17 protein-coding genes and 2 rRNA genes are annotated in these 18,932 nt (G+C 65.4%); 9 read left to right on the top strand and 10 right to left on the bottom strand.

The genetic code is table 11. The features are described 5' to 3' along the window. From ABDW49_RS19340 to ABDW49_RS19325, 4 genes are all read left to right on the top strand, one after another. Positions 1-107, top strand: a 23S ribosomal RNA gene (locus tag ABDW49_RS19340); the annotation flags it as partial. A 201-nt stretch (positions 108-308) separates the two neighbouring features. Continuing rightward, a 5S ribosomal RNA gene (gene rrf / locus ABDW49_RS19335) occupies positions 309-423 on the top strand. A gap of 169 nt (positions 424-592) precedes the next feature. Continuing rightward, on the top strand, positions 593-1,279 hold the full coding sequence (ung, locus tag ABDW49_RS19330; RefSeq protein ID WP_343614067.1) for a uracil-DNA glycosylase: 687 nt from the start codon (positions 593-595) through the stop codon (positions 1,277-1,279). Between the two features lie 48 nt (positions 1,280-1,327). After that, positions 1,328-2,461 carry an acyltransferase gene (locus ABDW49_RS19325; RefSeq protein ID WP_343614065.1) on the top strand — a complete coding sequence of 378 codons (1,134 nt, stop codon included), beginning with the start codon at positions 1,328-1,330 and terminating at the stop codon, positions 2,459-2,461. A gap of 7 nt (positions 2,462-2,468) precedes the next feature. On the opposite strand, the gene ABDW49_RS19320 is transcribed toward ABDW49_RS19325, so the two are convergent. The 4 genes from ABDW49_RS19320 to ABDW49_RS19305 all read right to left on the bottom strand — a co-directional run bounded on the left by ABDW49_RS19320 (position 2,469) and on the right by ABDW49_RS19305 (position 4,252). After that, the gene (locus ABDW49_RS19320; RefSeq protein ID WP_343614063.1) at positions 2,469-2,771 is read right to left on the bottom strand and encodes a hypothetical protein; all 303 of its coding nucleotides are present in this window, start codon (positions 2,769-2,771) and stop codon (positions 2,469-2,471) included. Beyond that, entirely contained in the window at positions 2,768-3,205 is a 438-nt protein-coding gene (locus tag ABDW49_RS19315) for a hypothetical protein (protein WP_343614061.1), read from the bottom strand. Before ABDW49_RS19315 ends, ABDW49_RS19320 begins: the two co-directional genes overlap by 4 nt. 79 nt (positions 3,206-3,284) lie before the next feature. Then, positions 3,285-3,815 (bottom strand): glycosyltransferase, encoded by a 531-nt coding sequence (locus ABDW49_RS19310; RefSeq protein WP_343614059.1) that lies wholly within the window; start codon positions 3,813-3,815, stop codon positions 3,285-3,287. Then, positions 3,812-4,252: a glucuronosyltransferase gene (locus ABDW49_RS19305; protein WP_343614057.1), complete on the bottom strand. Its 441-nt coding sequence runs from the start codon at positions 4,250-4,252 to the stop codon at positions 3,812-3,814. The genes ABDW49_RS19310 and ABDW49_RS19305 overlap by 4 nt, the downstream gene beginning before the upstream one ends. A gap of 435 nt (positions 4,253-4,687) precedes the next feature. On the opposite strand from ABDW49_RS19305, the gene ABDW49_RS19300 reads away from it, so the two are divergent. The 5 genes from ABDW49_RS19300 (at position 4,688) to acpA (ending at position 12,003) form a co-directional block, all read left to right on the top strand. Further along, on the top strand, positions 4,688-5,443 hold the full coding sequence (locus tag ABDW49_RS19300) for a metallophosphoesterase family protein (protein ID WP_343614055.1): 756 nt from the start codon (positions 4,688-4,690) through the stop codon (positions 5,441-5,443). Positions 5,444-5,749: 306 nt separating this feature from the next. Further along, positions 5,750-6,463: a polysaccharide biosynthesis/export family protein gene (locus tag ABDW49_RS19295; protein WP_343614053.1), complete on the top strand. Its 714-nt coding sequence runs from the start codon at positions 5,750-5,752 to the stop codon at positions 6,461-6,463. A 25-nt stretch (positions 6,464-6,488) separates the two neighbouring features. Then, positions 6,489-8,669, top strand: a complete 2,181-nt coding sequence (locus tag ABDW49_RS19290; RefSeq protein WP_343614051.1) for a polysaccharide biosynthesis tyrosine autokinase — start codon at positions 6,489-6,491, stop codon at positions 8,667-8,669. Positions 8,670-9,015: 346 nt separating this feature from the next. Next, positions 9,016-10,242, top strand: coding sequence for a cation:dicarboxylase symporter family transporter (locus ABDW49_RS19285; protein WP_343614049.1), 1,227 nt, complete (start codon positions 9,016-9,018; stop codon positions 10,240-10,242). A gap of 69 nt (positions 10,243-10,311) precedes the next feature. Next, entirely contained in the window at positions 10,312-12,003 is a 1,692-nt protein-coding gene (acpA, locus tag ABDW49_RS19280) for an acid phosphatase (RefSeq protein ID WP_343614047.1), read from the top strand. A 39-nt stretch (positions 12,004-12,042) separates the two neighbouring features. Here the strand turns inward: acpA and ABDW49_RS19275 are convergent, their stop codons facing one another. Genes ABDW49_RS19275 through ABDW49_RS19250 form a run of 6 tightly spaced genes read right to left on the bottom strand, consistent with a single transcriptional unit; the run spans position 12,043 to position 18,924 of the window. Next, on the bottom strand, positions 12,043-13,386 hold the full coding sequence (locus ABDW49_RS19275; protein WP_343614045.1) for an O-antigen ligase family protein: 1,344 nt from the start codon (positions 13,384-13,386) through the stop codon (positions 12,043-12,045). Further along, a complete protein-coding gene (locus ABDW49_RS19270) occupies positions 13,383-14,588 on the bottom strand; it encodes a glycosyltransferase (protein ID WP_343614043.1) in 1,206 nt (401 codons plus the stop codon). The genes ABDW49_RS19275 and ABDW49_RS19270 overlap by 4 nt, the downstream gene beginning before the upstream one ends. Positions 14,589-14,598: 10 nt before the next feature. Then, positions 14,599-15,780 carry a glycosyltransferase gene (locus ABDW49_RS19265; RefSeq protein WP_343614041.1) on the bottom strand — a complete coding sequence of 394 codons (1,182 nt, stop codon included), beginning with the start codon at positions 15,778-15,780 and terminating at the stop codon, positions 14,599-14,601. Continuing rightward, a complete protein-coding gene (locus tag ABDW49_RS19260; RefSeq protein ID WP_343614039.1) occupies positions 15,777-17,108 on the bottom strand; it encodes an oligosaccharide flippase family protein in 1,332 nt (443 codons plus the stop codon). The genes ABDW49_RS19265 and ABDW49_RS19260 overlap by 4 nt, the downstream gene beginning before the upstream one ends. Beyond that, the gene (locus ABDW49_RS19255) at positions 17,105-18,115 is read right to left on the bottom strand and encodes a glycosyltransferase family A protein (protein WP_343614037.1); all 1,011 of its coding nucleotides are present in this window, start codon (positions 18,113-18,115) and stop codon (positions 17,105-17,107) included. The genes ABDW49_RS19260 and ABDW49_RS19255 overlap by 4 nt, the downstream gene beginning before the upstream one ends. Further along, positions 18,112-18,924, bottom strand: coding sequence for a glycosyltransferase family 4 protein (locus ABDW49_RS19250; protein WP_343614035.1), 813 nt, complete (start codon positions 18,922-18,924; stop codon positions 18,112-18,114). Before ABDW49_RS19250 ends, ABDW49_RS19255 begins: the two co-directional genes overlap by 4 nt. Between the last annotated feature and the right edge of the window lie 8 nt (positions 18,925-18,932).

The raw sequence follows: 18,932 nt of genomic DNA, 5'->3' as shown, positions 1-18,932 counted from the left end.
GGTATCTTCGAGGGTCGTGATAGACCATCACGTTGATAGGCCGGGTGTGGAAGTGCGGTAATGCATGGAGCTAACCGGTACTAATCACTCTGTTCATGCTTGATGAACCCCACCATCACTAAGAGGCCTGCACAAAGGATGATCCCATAAAGATCAACCAGGCAGCGCATCGTGAAGGCGGACAATCGTCACAGCCAATCACAACATCTGATTAAAAAACACCGCAACAGCAAGCCGCACAGGGGTAACCCTGCGCAAGGCAGGTCACGAACCTGCCTCATGCTCGCTGCAGCACGCTGGCCATATTGCTTGGTGACCATAGCAACAGTGACCCACCCGATCCCATCTCGAACTCGGCCGTGAAACCTGTCCGCGCCAATGGTACTAACGCTCAAGCGTTGGAAGAGTAGGTCGTCGCCAGGCATTATCGCCAGCGTGCTCAAAAAAAAAACCCATTCACAGTCAGCCCGTCTAACGGGCTTCTCCCTCTATTTCATCGATAATTCGTTCCATCAATTGCCTGTGGCGGTTGATAAAGCGGTCATTATGCGACATGCCACAGGCCTGGCATTGTTGATTGGCGGAGGAACGAATGGCGGCGCATGACGGGGTTCCGCTCTCCTGGCGTCCCATTTTATCCCATATTCTGGAAACGCCCGAAGCCAGGCGGCTCGGCGGATTCCTGCGTGCTGAGGAAGAGGCCGGGAAGCACATTTTTCCACCTCGCGGTGAGCGGCTGACGGCGCTTGCCCTGACCCCGCCAGAGGCGGTGCGCGTGGTTATTCTGGGGCAGGATCCCTATCACGGCGCAGGGCAGGCCCATGGCCTGGCTTTCTCCGTCAAGGACGGAGTGCGTATTCCCCCTTCTCTGCTGAACATGTTCAAGGAGCAGGAGCGCGACCTCGGCTTGCCCATGCCGCGTCATGGCAACCTCACCCATTGGGCGGAGCAAGGCGTTCTACTGCTCAACAATGTGCTGACGGTCGAGGAAGGCATGGCTGGCTCGCATCAGAACATGGGCTGGGAGGCGATCACCGATGCGGCCGTGGCAGCGGTTGCCGCACAGGAAACGCCTTGCGTCTTCCTGCTCTGGGGCAGCCATGCGCAGAAAAAGGCGGCGCGTGTCGCTGATCTGCACAAGCCGCACCATCTGGTCCTGACAGCCCCTCATCCCAGCCCCCTGTCCGCGCATCGCGGCTTTATGGGCTGTGGCCATTTCAGCAAAACCAATGCCTTTCTGACGGAGAACGGCAGCCCCCCCATCGACTGGAAGCTCTGAACACCAATCGTCCCTGTGATGGATCGTGAAGAAGGCTAGAAGGGGACAATGAAGCCAGCCCTCCATACCCATAAGGCAGCGATCGTCCCGATTCAGGCCCTCAGAGGCATGGCGGCCTGCCTGGTGGTGATCGTGCATCTGCTGGAGCGGCTGACGAAACGCGGCGCCTTCGCTCAGCCCCTGCCCGATTGGGTGTGGTCCTGCGGGCATATCGGGGTGGGGGTGTTCTTTGCCATCAGCGGCTTCATCATGGTCTACACCACCGCGGATGAGTTTGGCCGCCCCAGCGCCGGCAAACGCTTCTTCCTCCGTCGCTTTTTGCGGGTTGCCCCGATCTATTACCTTACCTCTGCGCTGATGGTGGCGTTTGCCTATGTGACGTTCCGCTACAGCACCAATGCGGTCTATCCGGTGCCGACGCCCCCGCTGGCTCTGATGTCGGCCCTCTTCGTGCCTTATATGGACTATAAGGGCCTGACGCTGCCGGTCTACGAACTGGGCTGGACGCTCAACTATGAGATGTTCTTCTATGCGGCCTTCGCCCTCGCGCTGATGGCGCCGCGGCGCATCGGTCTGGTCGGCGTGATGACGGCACTGCTGGGACTGATGCTGGTCGGCATGTTGGTGCCTGCGCCTCCGCTGGTGGCTGGGACGCCGGTGCCTTTGTTCTTTTTTACCCGGCCGGTGATGCTCTATTTCGTCATCGGCATGGCGCTGGGAGGCATCCGGCAGCGCTTCGGCACCTTGCGCGTGCCTGTGGCCGATGCTGTCCTATGCCTCATGATGCTGCTTCCTCTTGCTCTCGCGGTCCGTTTTGGCGCGCAGGAGATCACGATGGTGGGCGCCCTGTGCGTCACGCTCGCGCTGGCCCTGGCAAGCCTGCTGGAGGGTACAGGCGGGCAGTCCGGCTTTGCCACCGTCGCGCGGGCCTTTGGCGATGCCTCCTACAGCATGTATCTCACCCACAGCTTCCTGCTGGGCGCGCTGGGCGTGGTTCTGACGCGGGTGGCGGCAGGGAGGACTGGGCTGCTCTGTGTGCTGATGGCGCTGGCCTGCCTGATCTGCGCAGCGGCGGCATGGCTGGTTTGGCGCTTTGTCGAGCGGCCTTTGACCCGCTGGCTCACGCGTCGCTTGACGGTCCAGCCCACGCCGGCGGTGCAGCAAAGCGCCGTCGCGCCTTGACGCAAGCCTATCCGTTCAGCCCGAAAATCTGCAGGATGGCGCAGATGGCAAAGCCCATGGCGGCGCTTTTCATCAGCTCGCGCGCGGTGACCGGCAGATTGGCGTTGAACACCACCGTCAGCAGCGAGGCCAGCCCCGCCGAGCCCAGCAGCATCCACCAGCGGGGAAAGACCGGATGCTCGATCGGCGCGGGCCATTCCAGCACCAGCGGCAGCAGCCGGTTCAGCATGAAGCCGAAGCAGGATGCGATCCAGTGCGACAGGAAGCGGGCCCAGCTTTCGCCCAATTGATCCGACGGCAATTTCGTCATCGCTCTTGCGGATCCTCCACGGGCGCAGCATCCACGCCAGCGTGCATATCCGCGATCAGCGTATCGATCAGGATCTCGAAATATTGATCGTGCAACTCGCTTTCGCCGCCGCGCTGGGCGATCTTGCGATGGGCCGCGCGGATCTGCCATTCGACCATATCGCGCCACGATGCCAGATCGCGCGCGGCGATCGCCTGCTGCGCCCAGGCCAGCAGCATCACGACCAGCCCGAGCAAGGCGATCAGAAAAGCGGCGGCATAGGAACGCTCATAATGGGCGCGCACTTCCAGACAGTACAGCGTGGTGCCGACCACCCCGGCAAGGCCTGCCAGGGACAGAACATCGACCAGCCGGCGATAATAGCGCCAAAACAGCGGCCATGCCTCCGCCGGGGGATCCTTGGCCGGGATGTGGGCGATGCTCTCGATGCTCATGCCGGACCTGCCGCCTCAAACCTTGCCGGATTGCGGATGCTGCGGTGCAGCCCAAGCCGGATGTGGGGGGAGAGCCCGCTCACAGCGCGCTGCGCACCGCGCGGGCCAGAATGCGCCAGAGCGGCATGGGCCGAGCCACCGCGATATAATCGCGCATGCCGGTGATGAAGTCGTCCGGCGCCTGGGAGGGCAGCAATTCGCATGGTTGCAGCGTGTCGATCTGCTCAAGCAATTCGACCAGATGCTCCTGATCGCGCGCGGCATAGACGCCGGGCAGATGGCGGAAGCGCTGCACGGTGGACATCTGGTGCCCGTTGCGATGCTCGCCGCGCAGATGGTCGCGCGGCAGGATGATGATCGGCTTGCGCATCTCCATCGCATTGATGATCGAGCCGATGCCGGCATGCGAGATCATCAGCGAACATTGCGCCTGCAGGGTACGGAACCGGTCGGGGTCGATGAAGGCCTCGCTCTTCATCGCCTTGGGGGCATAGGACGAGGGGCCGATCTGCGCGAAGACCTCCACATCGGGGCGCCGCGCGGCCCATGCGTCCACCGTGCTGACCAGACGGTCGAAGGGCAGTTGGGTGCCGACCGAGAGCAGGATCACAGCACACGCCCCAGATAGGTGATCTGCTGATCGCTGCGCGCCAGATGCTCCCATTGGGTGAGCCGCAGATCGGCGAAGCCCTGAGCGAACTTGCCGCTGAGCGACAGCTCCTCGCTGTTGGCCACACTGTCGGTCCAGATGGTGACCGCGCCCAGCATCTTGCCGATCAGCAGCGCCGCCGCGCCGGGGGCTGCGCCGGTGGTGATGACGACATCGGGGCGGAAATCGCGCAGGGTCCGCACAATGCCCGCCAGAGAGCGCAGCAATTGCCAGGGCGTATCGCGCGACCCATCCATGATCTGCACCACCGGGCGATCACCGACCGGCGCCGAGAGCCCCTGGGTGGTGCTGATGAACAGGCAGTCGCAGTCCTTCACGGCGGGCGCGATGCGCATCAATTCGATCCAGTGACCGCCCGAGGAGGCGATCAGGGCCACACGTTTTTGCCCGGCGGCACCTGCGTGCCCGGAAGAAACAGGCTCATGAGCCAGAGACGATTGCTGCGCTGCACTCACCGCTGAGACGCTCTTGCGCGGAGGGGCTTGTTCTCGGGTTTCATCCACCTAAACCTACTGCAAAGCCCGAAAGGTCGGCACATATGACATTGCGGCTCGGGATCTTGCGACCATCGCCCGACATGCCCCTTCGATCAGCCTAGTCGATTGCGGAGCCACCTTGCAAATGGATTTGTTGCGCTGCGGCCTTTTGACTATGTCCTGTCCCATCTTAGAGCGTTTCCGCCGCAAACCTTAAGGTCAAACGGTCTGGAAACGCGATAAAACACAGGATAAAACAGGGACAAGGGCCTGTAAGGTCCATGCTTTTGTACACAGGCCGCTTCGGCAGACTGATTGATCGGGATTCTTTGCTTCATGCCGCTGCCAAGACGCTCTTCTGCTGCGCCCTCGACCGATGCGGGGGACCGCATTTATGCGATCGGTGACGTGCATGGGCGGTTCGACCTGATGCAGGCGCTGATGGACAAGGTCGCGCGCCATCATGCCGCCTTGCCGCCCGCCGCTTCGCTGCACATCATCTTTCTGGGCGATCTGATCGACCGCGGGCCGGACAGTCTCAAGGTGCTCGATTATCTCTATCAGGCGCAAAAGAAGATGCCAGGGCTGATCGTGCTGCAGGGCAACCATGAGGAAGTTCTGCTGCGCGTGCTGGGCGGCGACCAGCGCGCCCTGCGGAGCTGGATGAGCTATGGCGGCGTGCAGACGCTGGAGAGCATGGGGCTGCGCCCGCCTGCCTCGGGCGAGGATCTCGATGATTGTATGGCCCGCATCCGGCGCACGGTGCCGGCGTCGCTGGCGGCGTGGCTGCGCCGCCTGCCGCTGACGGCGGAATCGGGTGATTACTTCTTCTGCCACGCCGGTGTCCGGCCGGGTGTGCCGCTGGGCCGCCAGAAGCGCGAGGATCTGCTGTGGATCCGCGAGGATTTCCTTGAGGACACCACCAACCATGGCGCGGTCGTCGTGCATGGCCACAGCATCAACCCGCAGGTCGATATGCGCGGCAACCGAATCGGCATCGATACCGGCGCCTATACCACCGGCGTGCTCACGGCCCTCTATCTGGAGGGGAGCAAGCGTGAGGTGATCCAGGCGGATCAGCCATCCGCCTGACCCCATCTGCGTGATCCTGTCGTGCGGCTTGTCGCCCCTATCCGGCGGCTTGTCGCTGAATTGTCACGGTAATACGGCGCAGAGCCGGCCCGGTCATACAGGATTCACAGTCCTGACGCTGATGTAAAGCCAGACAGCGGGGCGTTTTTTCAACATTTCGCAGTTGCGGCATTTCGCCACTTGGCTTTCGCGTTTGCGAATTGACAGCGCGCTGACAAGTGGTGCACCTAAGATTACGGACTTCCACTCAGCATTTGAGGCTTCATGATGTCGCAAGTTAGGAAGGCCTCAGTGGAGGGAGAGTGGGTGGCTGAAACGGGACGTGCGGCACCGGGCCGTGTGCTGTTGCTTGGCCTGATGAGCTGCCTGCTGGCAGGTTGCGCCGGCTCTTACGCCCATTCGCCGCTGGCTCAGGGGGAGGCTGCCTATAAGGCGATCCCGGCTCCCACCGACGATGGCAGCGTGCCGGAATATCGCATCGGGCCGCTCGATTCCGTCGACATCACCGTGTTCCAGGAATCCGACATTTCGGCCAAGGGCATTCCGGTGGATGCGGCGGGCGATATCTCCATGCCGCTGATCGGCCGCGTCCATGCCGCGGGCAAGACCTCGGTCGAGCTGGCCGACGTGCTGGCCGACAAGCTGGGCGAGCGTTATTACGTCAACCCGCAGGTGACGGTATCGATCGCCAGCTCGGTGTCGCAGCGCGTCACCGTGGAAGGCCAGGTCACCGAACCGGGCATCTATACGATCCATGGCGCCACCAGCCTGCTCGACGCCATCGCGCTGGCCAAGGGCGAGACCGAGAATGCCGCCTTCCGGCAGGTCGCCATCGTGCGTGTGCAAAACGGCAAGCGTTTTGGCGCGGTCTTCGATCTCAACCGCATTCGCCGGGGCGAGGACAGGGACCCCCAGCTGTTGTCGCGCGACGTCATCGTCGTCGGTCACTCGACCGGCAAGCAGGTCTGGCACGATCTGCTGCGCGCCGCGCCGCTGCTGAACGTCTTTGCGCAATTCTGACCCTTTCGAACGGAGCATACAGCGGATGAATGCCCAGCAGGCCGTGCAGACCGTTCAGGGCGATCAGCCCATTCAGCAGGCGGACCCTCATGGCGTGAACACGCCCGAGCATGATGCCGACATCCTCGATTTCGAGGCGCTCAAGCATGCCTTCCTGCTCAACCGGCGGCTGGTGGCGCTGATTCTGGTGCTGGGGCTGGCGCTGGGCATTGCCTCGATCGTGATGATGCCGCGCATCTACACCGCGCGGGCCAGCGTGCAGATCGACCAGCAGACGCGCAAGGTGCTGGCGACCGAGGACAATGATCCGGCGGCCAGCGCCGCCGATGCCGACCGATTCCTGCAGACCCAGGTCGACGTTCTGGGCAGCCGCTCCATGGCCAAGCGCGTGTCGGACGTGCTGGGGCTGGCGGCGAGCGACAACTTCATGCAGCGCACCACCGGCCATGCTCCGGGCAATCTGGCGGTGGGCGAGCGCGAGGATCTGGTGATCGACACGCTGCAGAAAAGCCTGCAGGTCGATCTGCCGCACAACAGCCGCGTCGTCGGCGTCATGTTCAAGAGCCGCGACCCGGTGCTGGCGGCGCAGATCGCGAACACCTTCGTGGCCGAATTCATCAAGGGCAACATTCAGCGCAAATTCTCCGCCTCCAGCTATTCGCTCGATTTCCTGAACACGCAGCTTGGTATGGCCAAGAGCCGCCTTGAGGATTCCGAGCGCACGCTGATCACCTATTCGCGTACCGCCGGGCTGATCGATGCCAGCGCGGGCGCGGTGCCGGTGGGGCAGCCGCAGGGGCCGCAATCGCTGGTGACGGCCAATCTGGTCGAGCTGAACCAGCGCTCGGGTGTCGCCAAGGCGGAGCGCCTGCAGGCCGAGGAACGCTGGCGCCAGGCCAGCAGCACGCCGCTGATGCAGCTCCCAGAAGTGCTGAGCAACAGCGCGGTGCAGCAATTGCTGCAGAACCGCGCCCAGCTCTCCTCCAAGCTGGAAGAGCTGCGCGCCCATCTCAAGCCCGAGCACCCCTCGGTGGTTCAGGCCAACACCGAGCTGGAGGAACTGGACAAGGAAGCGCGCATCCTGGCCGAATCGATCCGTGGCTCGATCAAGAACCAGTATCTGGTCGCGGTGCGTCAGGACGATGCGATTCAGGCCGCGGTGCGCGGGCTGAAGGGCGACACGCTCTCCGAGCAGGACCGCAGCGTGCGCTACAACATCCTCAAGCGCGAGGTGGACACCAACCGCCAGCTCTATGACAGCCTGCTGCAGCGCTACAAGGAGGTCAGCGCCGCCTCGGGCGTGGCCGTCAACAACATCGCCCAGGTCGATATCGCCGAGGCGCCGCGCAAGCCGACCTCGCCGCGCAAGATCGTCAATCTGGCGGCGGCGATGGCGCTGGCCGTGGTGGCGGCGGGTCTGGCGGTGCTGCTGCGCGCCCGCGTCTCCGACACGATCACCGACCCGCGCGAGGTGGAGAGCCGCCTGCACATTCCCCTGCTGGGCGCCGTGCCGGTCGATCCGAGCGGCGCGCCGCTGGCCACGCTGCTCAGCCCCAAGTCGGACATTGCCGAGGCCTATCACGCCATCCGCACGGCGATCGAACTGTCCTCGGCCTCGGGCACGCCGGCTTCGCTGCTGCTGACCAGCAACCGCCCCTCCGAAGGCAAATCGACCAGCAGCTATGCGCTGGCCCGCGATTTCGCGCTGCTTGGCAAGCGCGTGCTGCTGATCGATGCCGATCTTCGACGCCCCACGCTGCATCGGCTGCTCGATATCGACAATGACGGCGACGGCTTCTCCTCGGTGCTGGCGCATAAGCTGGAGATCGAGAAGGCGGTGGTGACGACCTCCATCGAGAACCTGTCCTTCCTGCCGAGCGGCCCGATCCCGCCCGACCCTGCCAATCTGATCGCGGGCTCGGCGCTGGGCGAGATGCTGGCCAAGGTGCATGCCGACTATGATCTGGTGGTGCTGGATTCGCCGCCGGTGCTGTCGCTGGCCGATACGCCGCAGCTCTCGGCGGCGGTGCAGGCGACCATCTTCGTGATGGAAGCAGGTACGGTGCAGGTGAAGGCGGCGCGCCAGTCGCTGGATCGCTTGCAGCGTTCGGGCGGGCACCTGCTGGGCGGTATCGTCAGCAAATATGACGCGCGCACGGCCAGCGGGAATTATGGCTATGTCGATGGGTACAGCTATGGGTCCTGATCGGATTTAGGCAGAAGTGAAGATGCGAGGGCCATCGCCCTCGCGCTCCCTTTAGTGTCTACGTGGTGCATCGGGTTCGGCCTTGTGCCCGGTTTGCCGCGCCGCAGGCTTTAAAGCGATAGAAGGCGCCGAGGCTTCCTGCCTGCGGCGCCTCAGGTTGCGCAGGTGGAGAGTTCCCACACAACGACCGGGCGCCCCTGCCCTTGCGCCGGAAGACGTCATGGGAGCGCGAGGGGGTAACCCCCTCGCATCTTCTTCCTTCCCCTCTTCTTTCGCGCAAACCACCCCTTTCCCTACCGATCCACTCGGCCTAAACGCCAAGGCTTCGCGTTTTTCCGGAGCTTGCATGACCCGCACCCAATCGATTCTTCTCGCCCTTGCGCTGGGCATCATCGGGGGGCTGGCGATCCGGGCGACGGGCCATGGCGGCATGTTGACTGCGGTGAGCGCCATCCAGCCGCTCGGCCAGATGTGGGTGCGCGCCTTGCAGATGACGCTGATCCCGCTGGTTTTCGCGATGGTGGCGCATGGCGCGGCCGATGCGATGGCGGGTGGGCGTGGCGGGCGGCTGATCGGTGGCACGCTGGCGGTGTTTCTGGCGCTGCTGGTGCTGACAGCGGTGATCTGCACCATCACCACCGAGACGGCGCTGCACCTCTGGCCGATCCCGCCTCATGCGCTGGCGGGCCTGACCGACGCGGGCGGGCAGAAGCTGCCCTCGCTGTCGGAGCAATTGCTGGCGATCATTCCCGACAATCCGGTGGCTGCCGCCGCCAATGGGCAGATCTTTCCGCTGGTGATCTTCGCTTTGGCTTTCGGGCTGGCGATTGCGCGGTTGAAGGACGGGGAGGGGAAACCCTCGACGCTGCCTTCCACGCTGGGGCAGGTGGCGCAGGCGATGATGGTGATCGTCGACTGGGTGCTGGTGGCCGCGCCCATCGGCATTTTCATTCTGGCGCTGGGGCTGGCGACGACCTCGGGTCTGGCGGTGGCGCGGATGCTGGCGATCTTCGTGGCGCTGTGCCTGGGCAACAGCGTGGTGATGGCGCTGGTGTGCTATCTGCTGGTGACGCTGCTGGGGGCCGAGAGGCTGGGCCGCTTCGCCGCCGCCGTGGCTCCGGCGCAGGCGATGGCGGCGGGCACGTCGTCCTCCATGGCCTCGACCCCGGTGATGCTGGAGGTAGCGCTGGAGAAGCTGCGCCTGCCCGAGGATGTGGCGGGGCTGGTGATCCCGATGGCCGTCTCGGTGTTCCGCATGGGCACGGTGGCCAATGCGATTCCCGCCGTGCTGGTCGCTGCGCACGCGGCGGGCATCGAGCCGACGCTGACGCAACTGGTGCTGGCGGGCGTGGCGGTGGTGCTGGGCTCGATGACGGCGGGCGGTCTGCCGGGCGCGGCGGTGATCTATGCCTTCTATGCGCCGGGGCTGCAGGTGCTGGGCGCGCCTTTGGCGATCATGCCGCTCTACATTGCGGTGATCGCACTGCCCGACCCGATCATCACGGCGGCCACCGTCACGGGTGATCTGACCGCTGCCACGCTGGTGGCGCGGCTGATGCGGCGAAAGGCGTAATGGTCTTGCTGCGCCAATCTGCCATATTTCGTCGCTAGGCTGCGCCGCACTTCAGGCTAAAGAGATTCCATGACCGACAAGACCCCCACGCAGAACGACACCTCCTTCAACCCCAGCCCTCTTAATCCAGACAGGCGTCTGGTGTTGGGTGGCATCGCCGCCGCCATCGGTGCCGCTTCGGTGGACAGCTCGGCGCAGGCCGCGACGCACAGCCGCCGCGATGTGCTGAAAGGCACCGCGCTGAGCGACAGCGCCGTGGATGCCGCGCTGCGCGAGAAGATCGAGAACGTCGTGGTGATCTTCTGCGAGAACCGCAGCTTCAACAATCTCTTCGCCGATTTTCCGGGTCTTCAGGTGCCGCTCTCGGTCGTCGATCCCGAGACCTACAAGCAGCGCGATCGCGATGGTACCCAGCTCAAGACCCTGCCGCCGATCTGGAACGGCATGGTGCCTGAAAAGCAGGTGGTGGAGCATAAGGAGTATCTGATCGCTCAGGGCGACATCACCGGTCTCGCCAATGCGCCTTTCGCGCTCAAGACGCCTCAGGGCGATCCGCTGCCGCATGGCGTAGTGACGCGCGATCTGGTCCATGCCTTTTACAACAACCAGTTGCAGATCAACGACGGCAAGAATGACGGCTTCGTGGCCTGGGGCGATTCCGGCGCTCTGGTGATGGGCCATTACGGCGAGGCTTCGGCCAAGCTGCGCCTGTGGAACATCGCGCGCGAATTCACCCTGTGCGACAACTTCTTCATGGGCGTGTTTGGCGGCTCTTTCGTCAACCACCAATATCTGATCTGCGCCCGCCCGCCCTTCTACCCTGAAGCCGACAAGAGCCCGGCCAAGGGCGGCATCACCAAGCTGGACCCCAGCGATCCCAAGGGCCTGCGCCCGCTGCTGCGCGAAGGTTCGCCCGCCAGTGCGATGGAAGGCCCGGCCAAGTTCACCAGCAATGTGCTGACCCCCGATTTCTACGCGGTCAACACCATGACCCCGCCCTATGCGCCCGCCTACAAGCTGGACCCGGCCAAGCCCGGCTATGCCGACTGGACCAGCCCCAGCACGCTGATCCCGCAGACTCACAAGACCATCGGCGATGTGCTGAGCGACAAGGGCGTGAGCTGGGCCTGGTACAGCGGCGGCTGGGGCACGGCTCTGGCCGGTGGCAGCACGCCCGATTTTGCGGGTCATGCCAGCTTTCAGGTGCATCACCAGCCCTTCAACTATTACAGCCGCTTTGCCCCCGGCACCGCCGACCGCGCGGAGCATCTGCGCGACGCGGGCGAGGGCGAGAGCCCGCGCACCAACAAGCTGCTGGCCGACATCGCGGCGGGCAAGCTGCCGGCGGTCACCTTCTACAAGCCGCAGGGCAATCTCAACATGCATGCCGGCTACTCCGATGTGGAGGCGGGCGACCAGCATATTGCGGTGATGGTCGATGCGCTGCGCCGCAGCCCGCAATGGGGCAAGATGCTGGTGGTGATCACCTTCGACGAAAACGGCGGCTGGTGGGATCATATCGCTCCGCCCAAGGGCGACCGCTGGGGGCCGGGCACGCGCATTCCCGCGGTGATCGTCAGCCCCCACGCCAAGAAGGGCCATGTCGATCACAGCGTCTATGACACGGGATCGATCCTGCGTTTCATCACCCGCCGCTGGGGGCTGGAGAAGCTGCCGGGCCTGATCGAGCGCGAAAAGGCGATGCAGGCGGTCGATGGCACGCTGCCGGGCGATCTGACCGGGGCGCTGGATCTGGCGTAAGACAGCAAAGGGCCGGGCGGCGTCGCCCGGCCCTTTGTTTTAACGGCTCAGCCTGCGCAGGGCTCTATGGGCGAAACCGGTGTTAGCGGCTGGCTTGCGCGCCGGGGCGATCATCGGGATCAGCGCCAGGGTGATCGTCAGGAACATCTGGTCGACGATCACGCCCGAGATCAGCTCGCTCTCGGTCAGATTGTTGAAGATGCAGAAGACCACGATGGAAAACAGCAGCGACCGGCTGGCGCGCGGCGCGCTGTCGGCCAGCATCAGGCGCTGGGCGGGCATCACCAGCAGCACCAGCACCGCCAGCATCAGCCCCGGAAAGCCGATGGTGACCAGCAGGTCGAGATAGCCATTGTGCCCCGCCGCCGCCAGCTCCGCCACCCAGCCGCTGGCCAGCGAGAGCACCGGACTGGCCGCGCCCACCTGCCAGAAGGAACCGAAACCGGCGCCCGTCCAGAAATGGTCCCCGGCATAACGGAACAGCAGGGCCCAGATCTGCCCGCGCCCGGTGAAGGCGTTGGGGTCGTTCAGCGTCTCGATCAGATCGCCGAAATAGATCGCCGCCAGCGGCAGCGCCGCCAGCAAGATCACGATGGCCGAGATCGCCGTTTGCGACCGGTTGCTCACCTTCAGGAAACGGATGGCATAGCCCGCCGCCAGCGCCGCGCCCATGCTGCTGATCGAGGTCTTGGACTGGGTGAAGACCAGAAACACCAGGATCGCCGCCAGCACCACATTGCAAAAGGCGTTGGACAAGTTGCGCCGGTCGAAGATGAACAGGATCGCGCTGATCGCGGTGGCCGAGCCGGTCAGATTCTTGTGAATCATGATGCCGCGCCAGCTTCCGGCTTCGGTCGAGATCGAGCCCAGCTCGTAATGGTGGATGCCGTGCGCGGTGAACATCACCGCCAGATAATTGGCCACCAGCAGGATGATCGCCACGATCCGCATCAGCAGCAGCGTGCGGCCATAGCCCAGTTCGGTGGTGGCGCGGTAGAGCACCCATATGCCGATCGTGGTCAGCGCCAGACGCCGCAGGCCGATCATCGGCACCGCCGACCATACCAGCGTGAACATGCAATAGGCCAGAAGCCCCAGAATTGGCCATGACAGGGCAAGGTTGGCCCGCATATTGCCCGGCCGCCAGGTGGTGAGCAGCAGCAGCCCGGTCAGGCCGATGATGACCACCTGCTGGCCCATATTGCCGTCCGAGGACCCGGCCATGGAATTGTTGTCGGCCAGCGGGTTGAGGCCGATCAGCCCGAAGAGCAGAAAGCCCACCAGACAGATCCCCGCCCAGCGCGGGCGCCACAGATGGTCGCTGAGGCCCGGCGTGATCAGCGCCGGGAGGTTGGGGGTCTGCGTGTGCCGGATGCCGCTCATGCCTTGCTCATGTCCCTTGCTGCCGCGCGGGGTTCGGGGGCGGGGCGCGGTGCTTTGGCCGCGTTGATGCCATGGCTGGCCAGCAGAGCGGCATAGCGGTCGATCAGCGCCTTGCTGCCGCGCATCATGCCCAGCCGCATCGACCGTTCCGCCCATAGCCGATAGGCGGCAGGCTCGTCGAGCAGCTTGCGCAGAGCCTCGGCCAGCGCCTGCGGATCGTCGAGCGGCACGGTGAGGCCACAGAGCCGGCCGTTTTCATCGGTGACGCCTTCGACCTGCACCGGCACCTGCGAGACGACCAGCGGCAGGCCCAGCCGCGCCGCCTCGATCAGCGCTAGACTATGCCCCTCGAACAGGCTGACCTGAGCGAAGATGTCGGCCTGCGCAGCGCGGCGCAGAGCCTCCTCGCGCGGCATCTGGCCGGGGAGGGTGACGCGGTCTTCCAGACCCAGCTCGGCGATCAGCGCGCGCAGTTCGGCCTCATCCTCGCCCGCGCCGATGATCTCCAGCCGGGCGCGGGGCAGCAGGGCCATGGCGCGGATCAGTTGCGGATGGTTCTTCTGGCGCGACAGCCGTCCCACCGCGACGATCAGGCCTTGGGCCGCGCTCTCACGGCTGTGGCCGGCGGCGATGGCATCGACCATCGCCTCGATGCGCTCGGGCAGGGCGTTGTGGATGGTGCGCTGCTTGGCGCGATAGCGCGCGGGCCAGCTTTCGAAGGAGGCGCCCACCGCGTCCGAGACGCTGACGATGCTGGCCACGCAGGGCAGGCCGCCGGTGAGTTTATCGATGCGGTTCAGCGCCGCCTGATAGGTGAAAGATGGCGTGTGATGCGACAGGATCACCTTGGTGCGCACCCCCGCCAGCGTGGCCGCCAGTGGAAACAGCACATTCGACATCGGCATGGCGGTGATGATCGCGGCAGGCCGGTGCTTGCGCAGCCATGCCACCGTCGCCCGCAGCAGGCCCAGCCCCGCCAGCGCGCGGCGCAGCGGCTGGGCGGCGATGAACCGCCAGCCGTCGCGGCGGGCTTCATCAGCCTCGCTGGCCTCTTGGGGATAGAGCGCCAGTAGGCCGGTGCTCAGGCCGTGCGCGCTCAGCCCCTGCGCCACATCCTGCCAGATTTCGCGCAGGCCGCCCGGCGTGGTGTGGGTGAGGGCAAAGACCACCTGCGGATATGTCGTTTCAGCCCTGTCTGCCATGCCGTGTTCCTCAGATATGCGGCGAGGGATTGCTGGCCAGCGTATGGCCGTCCAGCCATGCGCGGTCCTCGTCGCTGCCCGCCACCCAGCGGTCGACCATCTCGCCCCAGCGGACCGGGATCTGCATGCGTTGCCAGGCCTGCGCCGCCCCTTCCGAGATGCGGGCGTAAAGCGCCGGGTCGGACAGCAGCGTCTCGATCTGCTGCGCCAGAGCGCGCGGCTGGCCCGCCGGGAAGACCAGCGCGCTGTGCCCATGCTCGATATGGCCCGAGAACATCGGATGGTCCGAGGCGATCACCGGCGTGCGCGAGGCCAGCGCCTCATAGAGCGTCAGCGGCAGGCCCTCGGGGAAAGCATGGCGGCTGGGCACGATCACCGCCGCGCTGGCATGCATCATCTCCATGATCCGGCCGTTGGGGACCAGACCGAGGAACTCCACCCGGTCGGCCACGCCCATCTTTTGGGCGCGTGCCTCGAATCTTTCGCGCTGGCCGGCGCCGGCGATTTTCAGCACGATTTCGGGACGGTGTTGCAGCAGGGCCAGCGCGTCGATCACATCGCCCACCCCCTTTTTGCGCCCGATCGAGCCGACATAGAGCAGTTCAAGCTTGCCTTGCGCGGGCGCCGCCTTCACCGGCCAATGCTCGGGGCGGCGCATCTGCGGATAGTCCCAGGGGATGACCTTCTCCGCCTGCACCCCCAGCTTCACCAGCGAGCGCGCCGAATTGACCCCGTGATTGGCCACCAGCGTCACGCGGCTGTCGTTCAGCAGCCCCGGCAACCGCCCGAAGCGCAGCCAGCGGTCGAGCGGATGCATGTTGAAACTGTCGGCCAGAATGCAGCCGAGGTGAATGTCGCGCTTCAGCCCGTCGCGCAGCAGGGCGTTCAGGGGGCCGTGGACGATCAGATGGGTGGGGTCGTAATCGGCGATCATGCGGATCACCGGGGCCGGGTCGATCCCGCCGCGCCGCCCGGCATTGGCGCCCATCAGCGTCACGCCATTGTCCAGCTTTTCGACATAATGCGGGGCGAGACAGCACATGAAGGCGGCCTCGCCATGGCGACTGGCCAGATGGTCGAGCTGGTCGAGGACATAGGAATGGCCGTAATAGATCTCGCTGCCGTCCTGCATGATGCGCTGGCGGGCCTCGCGGTAATCTCCGGCATATTGGACGATAAGCAGGCGCGTCATGGCAAAAGCCCCCGGATCGGCGTGAAAGAGAGATCAAGGCCCAAAGCCAGCCGCAGGGCGCAGACCCCGGCCAGCACGGCGGCGGCGAAGATCAGAGCAAGCCCGTCCTGCCGCCAATAGCCCAGCTTCATGCGCAGCAGCCCTGCCGAAATATAGCCATATTGGCAAATCTCCACGAAAGCGATGGCCATCACCGCGCCGGGAAAGCCCCCGAGATGCAGCCCCAGCGGCAGCAGCACCGCCATGGTGGCGAAACGCGCGGCATTGGCATAGCTGCTGAGCGCGGGCCGCCCCACGCCGAGCAGCAGCGCCTCATTGAGGTTGGAAAGCACGGCAAAAATCCCGCCGATCAGCAGCACGCCCAGAATCCATCCTGCGCTGGCATAGCGCGGATCGTAAAGCAGGCCGATCAGCCAGTCCCCGATGCCCGATCCCACCGCCAGCGCGCCGCAGACGCCAGCCACGAACACCAGTCGGGATCGTGCCATATGGTGCTCCACGCCTTCCGCCTCGCCATTGCGGGCGGCGACGATGGCGGGGAAAATGATCTGATAGCTCAGGCGGCGGGCCAGCGTGGTCGGCAGGTCGGCGATGGCGCGGGCGATGCCATAGATGCCCACCAGCGCGATGGGCACGGCGCGGCCCAGATAGAGCCGGTCGAGATTGGTGGCGGCATACATCACCAGCGAGGTGACCATGATCCATTTGCCGAAATGGACGATCCGCTGCCGGATCGCGGCATCCATCCGAAAACCCTGCCGCGCATCGGGCAGCAGATAGCTGAGCGCCGAGCGGATCGCCACGCTGGCCACCAGCGCCAGCGCGGGCGCCCAGACCGAGCGCAGGGTCCAGGCCAGCGTCACCGAGACGGCGAAGGCCAGCGCCTCGCTGCCGATTTCGAACTGGTTGCGGCGGCGCACCTCCATCTGCTTGACCAGCACGAAGACGGCGGTGGAATGCAGCCCGCCAAGGAACGGCGAGCAGGCCGCCAGCAGGAAGATCCGCACATCGATGTGATAGGCCTCGGCCAGAAAGGGCGCGGCCAGAGCGAACAGCGCGCTGAGGAATACGCCGCGCATCACCTGCATCGTCCATGCGGTGTCACGGAAGGGGCGGGTCAGGCCGTCGGGGTGGTGGATGATGTTCTGCTCGATGCCGACATCGGTCAGCAGCTCGATCCCCAGCCGCACGGCGTTGACCACCACCATCACCCCCATGATCTCTGGCGCGAGCAGCCGCGAGAGGATGATGTTGAGGATGAAGCGCAGGCCGGAGGAGGCGAAGAACCCCCCCACCGTCCACGCCATCTTGCCGGTGAATCCTCTCACGCAGTGCCGTCCTGAAGCACCACCATGTCGAGCGGCTGGCGCGGGGGGATGCGGGGGCGAAACAGGCCCTGCAGTAGCCCCACGGCATGCATGTTCCACGTTGCCAGCGAATAGAGCCCGTGGCGCAGGCTGCGGCGCCTTGCCCCCAGAAAGGCCACCGGCAGCGCCAGCGCGCCCAGCAGCACCCACCACCAGCCCGCCAGCAGGCTCAGCAGCAGGAAGGCCCACCAGGCCACCACCATCGCGGCATGGCGCAGATGCGAGAAGCCGCGCAGCATCTTGGGCAGGCGCCCCTGCTCGATGGCGGCGCGCACCACCTCGCCGGTGCCCCCGGCATAGCCGCTGGTGATGCGCTTCCACACCAGCGGCAGGCCGCCCATGGCATGGCCGTGATGCTGCACGCCGGGCACATCGATGCGTGCCAGCTTCCAGCCCTTGGCCACCAGACGGGCGCCCAGATCGAACTCCTCGAAGGCATGCAGATTGCGGTCGGCGAAATAGCCCAGATCGCGCAGCGCGCTCAGCCGATAGAGCCCGCCGCAGTCGAGCCGGTCGACCTCCTCCGTGGGCGCCTTGCGCTTGGCCTTGTCGTTGCGGGCGCGTGCCTCGAATTCGATGCTCTGCGTGTTGGCCTCGATCACCTGCCCCGCCACGGCGGCGTGGCCGGGATGTTCGCGCAAAAAGGTGATGCCCGCACTCAGCATCTCGGGCTGGAGCACCATGTCGCCGTCGAGCAGATAGAGGTAATCCTGCCCGCCCGCCGCCTGCAGCGCGCCCTGAAAGGCCAGTTGCGCCCCGGCGCCGCAGCAGCGTTGGCTGGGGTCGGCCAGTTGCACGATGCTCACCCCCGGATAGCGCCGGGCGATCTCCACCGTGGCATCGCGCGATCCGCTGTCGCCCAGCACCACGCGTCCGCCCAGCGCTTCGGTCTGGGCCAGCGCGCTTTCCAGCGCGGCCGCGATATGCGCCTCCTCATTGAGGGCCTTGATCGCGACGATGACACTCATTTCTGTGCTCCTGCGCAGGCGCGATAGGTTTGGAGATAGGCCGCCAGCATTGGGGCAGGCGCGAAGCGCTCGACCAGCGCCGCGCGGTAAGTGGTGGCGGCGCGGCGGTGAGAGTCGGGATCGTCGACCAGACCGGCCAAAACCCGCGCCAAAGCCGCGACGTCACCCGGCTGGGTGGCCAGCGGATAGGCATCCGGCAGCACCTCGGCCAAACCGGGCGCGTGGCAGGTGATCAGCGGCAGCCCGGCCATCAGCACCTCAAGCTGAAACAGCCCGAAACCTTCAAAGCGCGAGGGCTGCAGCACCGCGTCATAGTCGCCCAGATGGCGTGAAAGCTGGGCGATGGGCGGCACCATCTCGACCTGCCAGCGCCCGGAGCCTTGCACGAAGGCCGCCGCCAGTTCGGCGTGAAGCGTGCCTTCGCCAGCCACGGTCACCACCACATCCGCTCGGCTGGCCAGAGCCTGCGCCTGTTGCAGGATGGCGGGTAGCAGATCGGCGCCCTTCTGCTCGACCAGCCGCCCGGCAAACAGCAGGCGGAAGGGTGAGGGCGAAGGGCGCGGCGTGACCACGGGCGGCGGGGTGACGGAGTTGTAGATCACCGCGGCGCGGGGGCGCTCGACCCCGGCGGCGATGGCGGCGTCGGAATCGGCAGCCGCGTGCGAACACGCGACCGCCGTGCCATGCGCCAGCCGCCGCGTCACCCAGCGCCCGATTCCGCCCCATGAAATCCACAGCACACTGTTGTGCACCGTGCGCAGCAGCGGCGTGCGGGCGATGCGGGGGGGAGAGCGCGCAGGCGACCGCAAGGGTCAGC

The organism is Novosphingobium sp. (assembly GCF_039595395.1).
In the GTDB taxonomy this organism is placed as follows: domain Bacteria; phylum Pseudomonadota; class Alphaproteobacteria; order Sphingomonadales; family Sphingomonadaceae; genus Novosphingobium.
Note: the sequence above shows the minus strand (reverse complement) of the source record. Positions and strands in the feature narration are given on the sequence as shown.